Annotated in this window: 14 protein-coding genes and 1 pseudogene; 6 read left to right on the forward strand and 9 right to left on the reverse strand. The window is 69.1% G+C overall.

From position 1 onward, the window contains the following. Positions 1-265: pseudogene (locus VN378_RS12500) on the reverse strand (VWA domain-containing protein); the annotation flags it as partial. Positions 266-417: 152 nt separating this feature from the next. Between VN378_RS12500 and VN378_RS12505 the strand changes: the two are divergent. Further along, entirely contained in the window at positions 418-2,274 is a 1,857-nt protein-coding gene (locus tag VN378_RS12505; protein WP_325743906.1) for a monovalent cation:proton antiporter-2 (CPA2) family protein, read from the forward strand. A 40-nt stretch (positions 2,275-2,314) separates the two neighbouring features. Here VN378_RS12505 and VN378_RS12510 read toward each other — a convergent pair whose 3' ends face one another. After that, the gene (locus tag VN378_RS12510; RefSeq protein WP_325743907.1) at positions 2,315-2,884 is read right to left on the reverse strand and encodes a DUF4142 domain-containing protein; all 570 of its coding nucleotides are present in this window, start codon (positions 2,882-2,884) and stop codon (positions 2,315-2,317) included. Between the two features lie 92 nt (positions 2,885-2,976). On the opposite strand from VN378_RS12510, the gene dusA reads away from it, so the two are divergent. Then, positions 2,977-3,990 carry a tRNA dihydrouridine(20/20a) synthase DusA gene (gene dusA, locus VN378_RS12515; RefSeq protein ID WP_325743908.1) on the forward strand — a complete coding sequence of 338 codons (1,014 nt, stop codon included), beginning with the start codon at positions 2,977-2,979 and terminating at the stop codon, positions 3,988-3,990. A 101-nt stretch (positions 3,991-4,091) separates the two neighbouring features. Next, positions 4,092-4,406 carry a hypothetical protein gene (locus tag VN378_RS12520; protein WP_325743909.1) on the forward strand — a complete coding sequence of 105 codons (315 nt, stop codon included), beginning with the start codon at positions 4,092-4,094 and terminating at the stop codon, positions 4,404-4,406. On the opposite strand, the gene VN378_RS12525 is transcribed toward VN378_RS12520, so the two are convergent. Then, a complete protein-coding gene (locus VN378_RS12525; protein ID WP_325743910.1) occupies positions 4,403-5,029 on the reverse strand; it encodes a DUF4126 domain-containing protein in 627 nt (208 codons plus the stop codon). The genes VN378_RS12520 and VN378_RS12525 overlap by 4 nt on opposite strands. 91 nt (positions 5,030-5,120) lie before the next feature. On the opposite strand from VN378_RS12525, the gene VN378_RS12530 reads away from it, so the two are divergent. Continuing rightward, positions 5,121-6,104, forward strand: coding sequence for an SDR family oxidoreductase (locus VN378_RS12530; protein WP_325743911.1), 984 nt, complete (start codon positions 5,121-5,123; stop codon positions 6,102-6,104). A gap of 21 nt (positions 6,105-6,125) precedes the next feature. Here VN378_RS12530 and VN378_RS12535 read toward each other — a convergent pair whose 3' ends face one another. The 5 genes from VN378_RS12535 to VN378_RS12555 form a co-directional block, all read right to left on the reverse strand. Next, complete coding sequence (locus tag VN378_RS12535) at positions 6,126-6,413, reverse strand: GNAT family N-acetyltransferase (RefSeq protein WP_325743912.1); 288 nt, start codon at positions 6,411-6,413, stop codon at positions 6,126-6,128. 119 nt (positions 6,414-6,532) lie between these two features. Then, a complete protein-coding gene (locus VN378_RS12540; RefSeq protein ID WP_325743913.1) occupies positions 6,533-6,958 on the reverse strand; it encodes a hypothetical protein in 426 nt (141 codons plus the stop codon). A 12-nt stretch (positions 6,959-6,970) separates the two neighbouring features. After that, complete coding sequence (locus VN378_RS12545) at positions 6,971-7,705, reverse strand: hypothetical protein (protein WP_325743914.1); 735 nt, start codon at positions 7,703-7,705, stop codon at positions 6,971-6,973. A gap of 75 nt (positions 7,706-7,780) precedes the next feature. Then, positions 7,781-8,173 (reverse strand): dihydroneopterin aldolase, encoded by a 393-nt coding sequence (folB, locus tag VN378_RS12550; protein WP_325743915.1) that lies wholly within the window; start codon positions 8,171-8,173, stop codon positions 7,781-7,783. Between the two features lie 3 nt (positions 8,174-8,176). Further along, positions 8,177-8,950, reverse strand: coding sequence for an SDR family oxidoreductase (locus tag VN378_RS12555; protein WP_325743916.1), 774 nt, complete (start codon positions 8,948-8,950; stop codon positions 8,177-8,179). A gap of 201 nt (positions 8,951-9,151) precedes the next feature. On the opposite strand from VN378_RS12555, the gene VN378_RS12560 reads away from it, so the two are divergent. Both VN378_RS12560 and uvrC read left to right on the forward strand, forming a co-directional pair. Next, complete coding sequence (locus tag VN378_RS12560) at positions 9,152-9,598, forward strand: DMT family transporter (RefSeq protein ID WP_325743917.1); 447 nt, start codon at positions 9,152-9,154, stop codon at positions 9,596-9,598. 16 nt (positions 9,599-9,614) lie between these two features. Next, a complete protein-coding gene (gene uvrC / locus VN378_RS12565; protein WP_325743918.1) occupies positions 9,615-11,501 on the forward strand; it encodes an excinuclease ABC subunit UvrC in 1,887 nt (628 codons plus the stop codon). Positions 11,502-11,617: 116 nt separating this feature from the next. On the opposite strand, the gene nirK is transcribed toward uvrC, so the two are convergent. Then, positions 11,618-12,736 carry a copper-containing nitrite reductase gene (gene nirK, locus VN378_RS12570; protein WP_325743919.1) on the reverse strand — a complete coding sequence of 373 codons (1,119 nt, stop codon included), beginning with the start codon at positions 12,734-12,736 and terminating at the stop codon, positions 11,618-11,620. Between the last annotated feature and the right edge of the window lie 44 nt (positions 12,737-12,780).

The raw sequence follows: 12,780 nt of genomic DNA on the forward strand, positions 1-12,780 counted from the left end.
GAACATAGGCCAGCCGGTCTTCCTTCTTCGTCGGCTCGATCGGCCGCGTCACGGGCGGCGGGACGTATCGCGGCGTCGGGATCGGGCGCTCCTCGCGCAGCGTAAAACCGAACGGCGCGCAGGCCGCCGCGGAAACCACCCCGTCCGACGGCTTGTCCGTGTCGACCGGCCTGCCGGTCTGGGTGATCGCGCCGGGCGCGATGGGCGACGCCAGCGCGAGGCTCATCACCCCGGCCATGGCCTGTTTGAGCGGAAGGACGGGCATCGGCGCATCTCCCTTGGGTTGTCAGACCCGCATCAGGCCGACCCGTCTCGGGCGAAACTGTGGCGCTTTCAGCGGACCGCGTTCGACAATCGCGGGGTGGCGCAATCGCGCATCACCCCCCACTATCCAGCCTCGCGCCGCAGGGGACCGACATGCACGAGACGACCAGCATGGGCCTGGGCCACGCGGTGGCCCTTCTGGCCGCCATGGTCGTGGCGGCCACCCTGTTCCGCCGCTTCGGCCTGGGCGCCGTTCTCGGCTATCTCGCCGCCGGCCTGCTGATCGGCCCGTCGGTGCTGGGCGTCGTGCGTGATCCCGAGTCGGTCCTGCACGTGGCCGAGTTCGGCGTCGTCATGTTCCTGTTCATCATCGGCCTGGAGATGCGGCCCGCGCGGCTGTGGAGCCTGCGCAAGGAGATCTTCGGCCTCGGGGCGGTCCAGGTCCTGGCCTGCGCCATCCTTCTGACCGGCATCGCGATGGCGGCCGGACTGGCCTGGCACGCCGCGGTCATCGCCGGCTTCGGCTTCGCCCTGTCGTCCACCGCCATCGTCATGCAACTTCTGGAAGAGCGTAACGAGAACGCCGGGCCGGCGGGCCAGCGCGTCGTCTCCGTCCTGCTGTTCGAGGACCTGGCCATCGTGCCGCTGCTGGCCCTGGTCGCGGTGCTGGCCGGGACCTACGGCTCGGCGGTCGAGACCGGCCATCCCATCTGGAGGACGGTCGGCCTGGCCATCGCCGCCGTGGCCCTGGTCTATGTCGCCGGCCGATGGGTGGTGAACCCCTTCTTCCGCCTGCTGGCCCGCTACGGCGGCCGCGAGGTGATGACCATGGGCGCCCTGTTCGTCGTGCTGGGCGCGGCCTACGCCATGAATCTGGGCGGGCTGTCGATGGCCATGGGGGCTTTCCTGGCCGGGGTCCTGCTGTCGGAATCGACCTTCCGCCATCAGCTGGAAGCGGACGTCGAGCCGTTCCGCGGCCTGCTGCTGGGCCTGTTCTTCCTCTCCGTCGGCATGTCGCTGGACCTGCGCGTGGTGGTCGCCGACTGGGCCTGGGTGCTGGGCGGGCTGGCTGCCTTCATGACCGCCAAGATGGTCGCGGTCTACGCCGTCGCCCGGTTGAGACAGAAGCACGGCGAAGGCCTGCTGCGCGCCGCCCTGATGGGCGAGGGCGGCGAGTTCGCCTTCGTCCTCTATTCCACCGCCTTCGCCCTTGGCCTGTTCGACGCCCGCACCGCCGCCATCCTGTCGGCGGTGGTGATCCTGTCCATGGCCCTGACGCCGCTCCGGGTCATGCTGGCGGACCGTTTGCGTCCCAACGAGGACCTGTCGCCCGACGACGCCGACGGCGTCGACCACGCCCGCAACCTGCGCGAACGCGTCCTGATCATCGGCTTCGGCCGTTTCGCCCAGGTGGTGTCCCAACCCCTGCTGGCCCGCGACGTCGACGTCTCCATCATCGATCTCGACGTCGAGATGATCCAGGCCGCCGGCAATTTCGGATTCAAGGTCTATTACGGCGACGGTTCGCGCCTCGACGTGCTGCGCGCGTCCGGGGCCGAGAACGCCGAGACCATCCTGGTCTGCGTCGACAAGCCGGATGTCGCCGACCGGATCGTCGAACTGGTCAAGGAGGCCTTCCCCCTGACCAAACTGTTCGTGCGCGCCTACGACCGCGGCCATTCGATCCGTCTGGTCAATGCGGGGGTCGAATACCAGATCCGCGAGACCTTCGAGAGCGCGCTGGTGTTCGGCCACCAGGTGCTGATCGACCTGGGCTTCTCGGACGAGGAGGCGCGCGAAACCATCGCGGACGTCCGGCGACGCGACGAAAAGCGGTTCACCCTCCAGCTCGCCGAGGGCATCCAGGCCGGCCGCTCGCTGATGCGCGGCAACATCGCCACCACCCGGCCTGAACCCTACGTCAAGCCCCGCCGCGAGGGCCAGGCGCTCAACGAGGAAGCCGCAGACGCCCTGGAAGAGGACGAAGCCCACGAAAAAGCCGGCGCCTGACGGCGCCGGCTCTCTCGTCCCAGCCCGGAGGACCAGAAGGCTACATGGCGGCCTTGATTTCCTCGGCCATCCGCAGGTGGCCTTCGATCTTCGGCACGACGCTGCGGGCGTGGGCCGCCAGCGGGGAGTCCTCGTTCGAGAACCCGCGATGCAGGGTCAGGGCCTCGTTGTGGGCCGCGATCTGCTGGTCGATGAAGGTCGCGTCGAAATTGGCCGCCGAGGCCGAGCGCAGATTGTCGATCAGCCCCTGCCGCCGTTCATCGAGGGCCGTCGGCAGGGCCGCGTCCGGCGCGGCCTGGGGGACCATGGCCTTGAAGGCGTTGGTGGCGGCCATGTGATCGGTCTTGATCATCTGCGCCAGCTCCTTGACCCGGGCGTTCTGCGACCGCTGCAGGGCGATGTCGGCGGCCTGGATCTCATACATGTCGCCCATCGCCGCATTGGGGATGTAGGCCGACTGCAGGTTCGCGCCCATGGTCGCCGCCGAGGTCTGGCCGACGGGCACGGACGCCGCATCCTGGGCCTTGTCCACGGCTTCGGGGCTTCGCTCGGAGTTGCAGGCGGCCAGCAGGACCAGACAGGCGGCGCCGGCGAGAACGGGTTTGATCATGGTTTCCTCCTCTGATGCGGGGAAGAAAGCGAAGCGCGCTCCAGGGTTCCCGGTTCGCCACCGGGCCGGCTTTGGTGTAGGAGGCGCCCCCGATGAACCGTCGCCTCTCGATCGCGCCCATGATGGACTGGACCGACCGGCATTGCCGGGCGTTCCACCGCGCCCTGACGAGCCGCGCCCTGCTCTATACCGAGATGGTCACGGCGCCGGCGATCCTGCACGGCGACCATCAGCGGCTTCTGGGCTTCGACGCGGTCGAGCATCCGGTGGCCCTGCAGCTGGGCGGCTCCGATCCCGACCAGCTGGCCGAGGCCGCACGCATCGGCGCGGCCTTCGGCTATGACGAGATCAATCTGAACGTCGGCTGCCCCTCCGACCGGGTCCAGTCGGGCCGCTTCGGCGCCTGCCTGATGCGCGAGCCGCAGCTGGTCGCCGACTGCATGGCCGCGATCAAGGACGCGGTATCCGTCCCCGCCACGGTCAAATGCCGCATCGGCGTGGACGATCAGGACCCTCAGGTTTCGCTGTTCGAAACCGTCGACGCCTGCGCCGCCGCCGGGATCGGGATCTTCATCGTCCACGCCCGCATGGCCTGGCTGAAGGGTCTGTCGCCCAAGGAGAACCGCGACGTGCCGCCACTGGACTACGCCCTGGTGCGGCGGCTCAAGCGCGAACGGCCGCATCTGTCGGTCTCGATCAACGGCGGCGTCGCCTCGCTGGACGAGGCCGAGGCGCATCTGGACGACAGCGACGGCGTGGCGCTGGACGGCGTCATGCTGGGCCGCGCCGCCTATCACGAGCCGGCCATTCTGGGTCAGGCCGACCGCCGCCTGTATGGCGCAGCGGCGCCCGACGTCGACGCCTTCGCCGCCATCGACCGCTACCGCCCCTATATGGCCGCCCGCCTGGCCGAGGGCGTGCATCTGGCCGCCATGACCCGCCATATGCTGGGCCTGATGCACGGCCGGGCGGGAGCGCGCGCCTTCCGCCGCATCCTGACCGTCGAGGCCATCCGCGCCGGAGCCGGGCTGGAGGTCGTGGATCGCGCCGTGGACGCGGTGCGCGAGGCCGAATCCCGTCTGGAGCGTCGCGGCGAGGCCGCCTGATGCACGGGAGTCACAGGCCGGACGGATCCAGCTCCGGGCAGGGTTAACGGCGGAACGCCACGGCGCCGCTTCGCATTTGGGCAGGTCAGGAGACGTCATCCATGACCAAGCCGCCGAACGCCAAGCCCGACCTTCGACTGGTCGCCGCCGAAGCCGAAATCTACGATCTGATGCGGGCGCCGGAAACGACCACGGAACGCGTCAAACGCCTGCAGATGGAAGCCCGCGCCCTGGCCGTCGAACAGGTCGAGGCTCTGGAAAAGGTCCTCATGCAGGCCTCGGTCATGGCGAAGGAAATCGCGGATGGCGGCGACGCCTACCCCGTCGGCGCCCGGGAGCTGGCCGGACGGCTGTCCTCGGACCTGCCCGCCAGGGCCGAGACCCTGAAAGCCATCGTCAGCCGCACGATCGGCTAGGCCGGCCGGGGCTCGTTCCGGTCGCGGATCCGCCGCGCCAGCCGGAACACCAGCACGGCGAAGACGATCATCACGATCGGTATGAGGATCGGCGCCAGGAAGGCGACCATCACCGTCATGAAGGCGAGGAAATCCTCGATCACGGAAACGAGCGGATTGCCGAGACCTCCGGTCGTGGCCGTCGATCCGACCCTTGCACCCGTCTGCGCCGCGTTGAACGCCAGGGCCGCCGGGGCCCCGACGATGATCCCGGCGATGGCCGCCGCGGCCGGGTCCACCGCCCAGAAGACGCTGCCCGCGGCGACCGCGCCCGCCACGGGCCGGGTGACATAGCCGACCGCGTTCAGCGCGTGGTCGACGGCTGGAATCTTGTCGCCCACGAACTCGGCGATCGTGGCCGTTGCCAGGGCCGCGATGGCGGGCCAGGAGACCAGCCAGTCCATCTGGTCGATCAGCCGCACGCCGAACATCTCGAACCGCGCCGCCAGCGCCAGCATCAGCAGCGGCAGGAAGGTCCGCAGGCCCGTGGCCGACGCCAGCCCCAGACCCAGAAGGGCGGGCAGCACCCAGGTCTGCAGCGGCCCTGCGGCCGCGCTGACGGAAGACAGGTCGAGGTCGGGCATGGGGCGGCTCCGTATCGTCGAACATGACAATGCGCGGGAACGCTTGCCCGCTCCATCGGCTTTTCCATCGATCCAGACAGAGGAGCCCGCCATGGACGACCGTTTCGAACCCCGCGCCGAAAAGATCGCCGATCAGGAGCGGAAGATCCAGACGGGGATAGACGCGAAAGCCGGCCCGGGCGGCGGGGGCGCCGAAAAGGCCGTTCAGGCTGGAGCCCGCAAATACCCTGAGCCGCCCTTTCCGGAACAGCACCAGACCAAGCCCGGCGAAGAGGCCGCACTGGATCCCGCGCCCATGTACGAGGCGCCCTTCTGGAAGGGCTCGGGCAAGCTGGATGGCATGGCGGCCATCATCACCGGCGGCGACTCCGGCATCGGCCGCGCGGTCGCCGTCCTGTTCGCCCGCGAAGGCTGCGACATCGCCATCTGCCACCTCGACGAGGACAGGGATGCGAAGGACACGAAAGCCGCCGTCGAGGCCGAGGGCCGCAAGGCCATCGTGCTCAAGGGCGACGCCGCCGATCCGGCCTTCCCGGAAGCCGCGGTCAAGGCGACGCTGGACGCCTTCGGCCGGCTGGACGTCGTCGTGCCCAACGCCGCCTTCCAGGAACATGTCGAGGCGCTGGAGGATCTGACGTACGAACATTTCGACCGCACGCTGAAGACCAACCTCTACGGCTATTTCAACCTGGTGAAGGCGGCGGTTCCGCACCTGAAGCCGGGCGGCTCGATCGTCATGACCGGCTCGGTCACCGGCATAATGGGCAATGAGAACCTGCTCGACTATTCGATGACCAAGGGCGGCATCCACGCCTTCGCCCGCTCGCTGGGCACGCATCTGGCGCAGAAGGGCATCCGGGTGAACGTCGTCGCCCCCGGGCCGGTCTGGACCCCGCTGAACCCGGCCGACCAGCAGGCCGACAAGGTCGCGCAATTCGGCTCGAAGACGGTGATGAAACGCCCCGCCCAGCCCGAAGAGATCGCCCCCGCCTTCGTCTTCCTCGCCTCGCCGCAGATGTCGAGCTACATCACCGGCGAGGTCCTGCCGATCATCGGCGGTTACGGCGGAGGCTGAATCCCTCCCAGCGGGGACGTGTCAGGCGACGATGTCGTCGAACTCCCGGTGGCGTTTCAGCCAGGCGACGGCATAGCTGCAACGCGGCTGGAGTTTCAGCTTTTCGGCCCGTGCATGCTCGGCCAGCGCCTGCATGAACTGGCCCGCCGCGCCCGAACCGCGCAGGGCGGGATCGGCTTCGACGTGCTGGATCACCCGCACGGACCCCTGCACCGCATAGTCGGCGAAGACGGTCCGCAGTTGGCCCTCGGAGTCCGTAAACCCCTGTTCGAATCTTTGTTCGTCACGAACGTCGCGGAACTCGGTCATGGGGCGCTCTCGTGTCTGCTGGCGGACACGGGGCCAACACGGGATCGGGGGGCGCCGTTCCCGGCCGATCCGGGAAATCCGGTTTTCCTGCGCGACCGTGACCGCCGCGCCTCAGGCGATCAGGGGGCCTTGTCGCCCAGCAGGTTGATCAGACCGATGATGCTCTTGATGGTGAACCACACGGTCAGGAAAAACAGGCCCAGGCCCAGGATCAGTCCCAGCGGCGCCAGGACGATCCCGGTCGCGGGCGCTGCGAAGAAGCTGACTCCGCAGATGGCGATCCCGACCCACAGCAGGATCGTCCACCAGAACACCGACCAGAACAGGCCGATCTGCGCGTCGATATGGGCGCGGGCCAGGCCGGTGGCTCCGCCCCGTCCCGCATAGGCGACGATCAGGCCGACGATCACCAGCAGGTTCGCGCTGGGCAGGGACAGGATGTACAGGCCCCAGGCGATCAGGGCCGCCGGCTTGCCCTCGGACTCGTGGCCGGCGCCGAAGCGCGGTTCGATCGACTTGCCCGTATCGGGTTTCGCATCAGCCATCGACGGTCTCCGTCAGATCCACCAGCCGCGCGGATCAACGATCGGCCGGCCGGACTTGAGGGTCCAAACGCCTGACGCGCCGCGAAGCACCAGCCAGAGCGCCAGAAGGAACAGGATCGGCACGCCCAGGGCGAACGGCGCCGCCAGCAGGATCAGGCCTGCGACGGCGGCCACTGCGGCGGTCCACAGGGTGCGCTGCTGATAGACGAAATGCGAGGACGACAGCGCGTCGTCAGGTCCGGAGCGGCCGGTCACGGCCAGCAGGCCGATCAGGGCCGACACCCCCATGGTCGGGACCGCGAACAGGATCAGGGCGTAGACGGCGTACAGTCCCATCCCCCCGCCCGGCAGGTCGACGACGGGATCGCGGCGGCGACGTGGCGGGAGCGCCTGCGGCGAGAGTTCGAATATGGACGCCGCATCGACGGATCCCGGCGGAGCCGTCCCGGCCGGGTAGGCGGGAGCGGGAGTCGGCTCCGGAATCGGCGCGACGGGTTCCGGCGCGGATGGCGCAGGGGAGGAGGTTTCAACCGGGCGGACGGAGAACAGGTCAGGCTCGGCTTCCGGCTCAGGCTGGGCCTCGGCCGCGGACGGGGGCGGCAGGTCCGGCTCGATCGCGGCCGCCGGTTCCGGCGTCTCCGCGGACGGCGCCGGATCGCGGGTGCGGCCCTGCAGCGACGCCGGCGAGGCGAAGCCGATCAGGTCGTCGTGATCGTCAGCATTCGAGGGATCGCCCGGGTCGGCCATCAACGGGTCCTTGTCGTCTGGTCCAAGGTATGACGGCCCCTCGCGCCCCGCGCAACCGCCCAGTCCATGGGCGGGTCAGCGCGAGACCACGACTTCGCAGCCCGCCGCCGCCGCGCCTTCCAGCGCGCCCGGCTTCTCGATCCGCACCCCGCAACGCCGCACGCGCGGGTCCGCCAGACAGGCTGTGGCCAGCCGCTGGGCGAAGGTTTCGACCAGTCCCACATGACCCTCGGCGACGATGGCGCGCGCGGCCGCTGCGACGGTCTCATAGTTGACCGTGTCGCCCAGCCTTTCGACCGGCGCGGGCGTCAACTCCAGCGTCACGTCGACGACCAGCCGCTGCAGCCGTCCCAGTTCGTGGTCATGAATGCCGATGCCGGCCTCGAGCGTCAGGCCGCGCACGAACACCGTCAGCCCTTCAAGACGGGAGGCGTCGGCGCCGGAAACGGGCAGGGGGGTTACGCTCACGGCCTACTCCACGATGTCCGGGGTTCGCCACGCCAGATGCTGGCCCCCGTCGACGGCGATCATCTGGCCCGTCACCAGTTCCGCGTCCACCAGCCAGCGCACGGCGGAGGCCACCGCCTCCGGGCTGCCGGCGCGTTGCAGGGGTGTGGCGCGCGCCTCGGCCTCGAAGTCCGCCGCGCTCTGGTGCACCGACGGCAGGGTCGGGCCGGGGGCGACGCCATTGACCCGGATGCGCGGCGCCAGCGCCTGCGCCAGCGTCCGCGTCGCCCACCACAGGCCGTTGCGCGACAGGGCGTAGGAGATGAAGCGCGGATCGGGCTTCAGCACCCTCTGGTCCAGCAGGTTGACGATGGCCGACCCGACCGGCGCCTGGGCCGCGAAGGTCTCGGCCAGCACGATCGGGGCGCGCAGATTGGTCTCGATATGGGCGTCCCAGGTGTCGCGGCCCAGCGAGCCGACGCGGTCGTCCTCGAACACCGAAGCGTTGTTGACCAGCACGGCCAGCGGCCCGTCGATGGCCTCGGCGGCGGCGGGGACCAGCGCTCTCACCTGCGCCTCGACGGCCAGATCGGTCTTCACCGTCGCGGCGCGACGACCGAGGGCGCGAATCTCGTCGGCGACGGCCCCGGCCGCGTCCGCCGACGAGCGATAGTGGATGACGACGTCGAAGCCGGCCCGCGCCAGCTCAAGGGCGATCGCGCGCCCGATCCGCTTGCCGCCGCCCGTGACGAGCGCGGCGCCGGCCCGTTCCGAAGAGCCCGCGGGGTGGTCAGTCAACCCGGCCGAACTCGATGAAGTTGATGGCGGCCAGAACCGCGACGAAGCCGAGGATGATGTAGAGGGCCAGCATGGAAAGCTCCTTGTTGGGGCCGCAATAAAGCGCCGCGCCCCGCTGTTCAAGGACGGCTGCGGCGGATCGGTGCGTAGCGGTCGAAATCTTCGGCTGCGGCGGCCGGGCCGGGATGGTACAGGCGCGGGATGAACCCCGCCCTCTTCTCGATCATCGCCGTCGTGCTCGCGGGCGGCGCCACCGCCCTTCAGGCCCCGACCAACGCCAGGCTGATGGGCGCCATGGGCTCGCCGGTGAACGCCGCCTTCGTCTCCTTCGCCGTCGGCACGGCCGCGCTGGGCATCGTCGCCATGGTCCTGCAGACAAAGCCGGACGTCGCGGCGGCGCGGAGCCTCCCCTGGTACGCCTGGGTCGGCGGCCTCTACGGCGCGATCTTCGTGGTCGCCGCCGCCTGGGGCGTGCCGCGCCTCGGCGTCGCCATGACCATCACCCTGATGGTCGCCGGCCAGCTGCTGGTCGGCCTGATCCTCGACCATTTCGGCGCCTTCGGCATGCCGCAGCAACCGATCAGCCTCGGCCGCGCCGCCGGCGTCGCCCTGGTTCTGGCCGGCGTCCTTATGGTCCGCCGCTTCTAGGCCTATATCGGTCCCGATGACCGAGGAGACCCTGCCAGCCGATTCGCCGCCGACCGCCCTGGTCGCGGCCGACCTGATCCGCGACGAGGCGCGGCGGGCGCCCGACAAGCCGGGCGTCTACCGCATGTACGGCGAGGACGGGACCTGCCTCTATGTGGGCAAGGCGCGCTCCATCAAGAAGCGCATCCTCCAGTACGCCCAGGGCCGGTTCCACACCCAGCGCATCGGCCTGATGGTCTCCCTGACCCGGTCGATGGAACTGGTCATCACCGCCTCCGAAACCGAGGCGCTGCTGCTGGAATCCAGCTTCATCAAACAGCTGAAGCCGCGCTTCAACGTGGTGCTGCGCGACGACAAGTCGTTCGCCGAACTGATGATCCGCAAGGACCACCGCGCGCCCCAGGTTCGCAAGCACCGCGGGGCCCACACCACCCCCGGCGACTATTTCGGCCCCTTCGCCTCGACCTGGGCGGTGAACCGGACCCTGAACACCCTGCAGAAGGCATTTCTCCTCCGCTCCTGCTCGGACAGCGTCTACGAGACCCGCACCCGGCCGTGCATGCTGCACCAGATCAAGCGCTGTTCGGCCCCCTGCACCGGCCTGATCTCGCTGGAGGACTACGCCGGCCTGGTCGACGAGGCCTCGGCCTTCCTGAAGGGCAAGTCGCGGGCCGTCATCGCCCGCCTGTCGGCCGAGATGAGCGCCGCCGCCGAGGCCATGGACTACGAACAGGCCGCCCGCGTCCGCGACCGCATCCGCGCCCTGTCCGCCATCTCCATGGAGAACTCCGTCAGCGCCGACAGCGTGGCCGAGGCCGACGTCTTCGCCCTGTTCTCCGAGGGCGGTCAGGCCTGTGTGCAGGTCTTCTTCTACCGCGGTGGCCAGAACTGGGGCGGCCGGGCCTATTTCCCGCGCGTCGACAAAACCGACACCGATCCCGAAATCCTCGCCGCCTTCCTCGGCCAGTTCTACGAGGACAAGCCGATCCCGCGCCTGATCCTGTCCAACGTCCGGCCGCATGAGCTGGAACTGCTGGAAGAAGCCTTTTCGATGAAGGCCGACCGCAAGGTCGAGATCGCCCGCCCGATGCGCGGCGACAAGCTGTCGCTCGTCGACCACGCCCTGACCAACGCCCGCGAGGCTCTGGGCCGCAAGATGGCCGAGGGCTCGGCCCAGGGCAAAATCCTCGACGAGGTCTGCGAGGCCTTCGGTCTGGACAGCCGCCCCGAGCGGATCGAGATCTACGACAACGCCCACATCCAGGGGACCAACGCCGTCGGCGGCATGGTCGTGGCCGGGCCCGAGGGCTTCCAGAAATCGCAGTACCGCAAGTTCAACATTCGCGGCGAGGACCTGACCCCCGGCGACGACTACGGCATGATGCGCGAGGTCATGCGCCGCCGCTTCTCGCGCCTCGTGAAGGACGAGGACGCGGGGGAGGAGGTGGTCCGCCCCGACCTGCTGCTGATCGACGGCGGCGCCGGCCAGCTGGCCGAGGTGCTGGCCGTGCTGGCCGACCTGGGTCTGGACGACATCACCGCCGTCGGCGTGGCCAAGGGGCCCGACCGCGACGCGGGCATGGAGCGGTTCTTCATGCCGGGCCGCCCGCCCTTCATGCTGCCGCTGAAATCGCCGGCCCTCTACTACATCCAGCGCCTGCGCGACGAGGCGCACCGCTTCGCCAACGGGGCCCACCGCACCCGCCGCTCCATGGACATCAAGAAGAACCCGCTCGACGAGATCGAGGGCATCGGTCCGGGCCGCAAGAAGGCCTTGCTGCACGCCTTCGGCTCGGCCAAGGGCGTCGGCCGCGCCTCGGTCGCCGATCTGGTCAAGGTCGAGGGGATCAACCAGCCCATGGCCGAACGCATCCACGCGTTTTTCCATCCGGCGCAGCGTTAGGGCCGCTTTCGACCGTTGCGGGCCCTTAAGGTCGTCTGCATCCGGCCGGGCCCTCCAGGTTGCGCCCTTGCACGCTCGAACGGGGCGCCCGGATGTCAGGTCCGGTCCGCTCGCGCTCAGGTCTGGATGGGTCCGGGCGGGCTCATCTGTTTCATCAAGTTTTCGTTCCAGGCGCCCTCGACCTGAACGTGGGCGGCCGCGCCCAGGATCGTCGCCTCGATCAGATTGTGGTTCAAATAGACGTAGAGCCCCGGCTGGCGGAACGTGTAGAGCGCGGCGCCGGCCGAGCCGCCGCGGATAAACCAGGTTTCCAGATCCCGTTGGGGCGGATTGGCGAACTTGCCGGTCTCCCAGACCCAGTCGCCGTGTCCGCCGATCAGATGTGGACGCGTGTCGCGATTGGCTTGCGAGTGGACGAACAACACCGTCTCGCCGACCTTGGACTTCAGCGCATTGTCGCCGGTGAGCGCCCCATGGGCCCCGTTGAAGATGATATGGCTCGGCACGAGGCCGCGCATCGCCTCGATGGTATCAGCATAGGCGTCCTCGGCCGTCGGATAGGTCTTGTATCCGTCCGCCCCGTCCTTGGGCAGGTAGAGGTCGAACTCGCCGATGGTGAAGACCTTGTCGTAGGTCAGTCTGTTTCCGTCGGCATCGGACAGTCCAGCGCGCGGCAGGACCATCAGGACGCCGTGCATGCCGGAAACGACGTGCCAGGCGACCATGCCTTCCGGCGCACAGTGATAGACGAACACGCCCGACCGGCTCGCCTTGAACCGCAACGTCGCCTGCTCGCCCGGATTGACCAGCGTCAGCGCCGCCCCTCCCAGTGCCCCGGTCGCGGCATGGAAGTCGATGTTGTGCGGCAGGGTGCTGCTCGCCGGATTGACCAGTGTCAGTTCCACATAGTCGCCCTCGTGGACCACCATGGTCGGCCCCGGCATGGAACCGTTGAAGGTCATCGCGTGGAAGGTGGTGCCGGCCTCGTCCACGACGATGGTCTTCGACTCGGTCGTCATCCTGAATTTCACCACCTTGGGCGCACCCTTGGCGACCTGGTCATGGGCGTGGACGAACGGCGGCGCGACCAGCGCGACCGTGACGCTCTCCAGTTCATCGGGATTGGTTTCGTCATCGCCGTCGCTGCTGGCGGTCTCCCGGGAGCAGGCGGCGACGGTTGCAAGGAGCGCCCCGGCGGCGGGCAGGACGAACATGGCCGAGCGGCGGTCAAGCATTTGATTTCCTGGACATCTCTGAGGGAATCCGAGAGGAGTCGCTT

This window comes from Brevundimonas sp., from assembly GCF_035561115.1.
In the GTDB taxonomy this organism is placed as follows: domain Bacteria; phylum Pseudomonadota; class Alphaproteobacteria; order Caulobacterales; family Caulobacteraceae; genus Brevundimonas.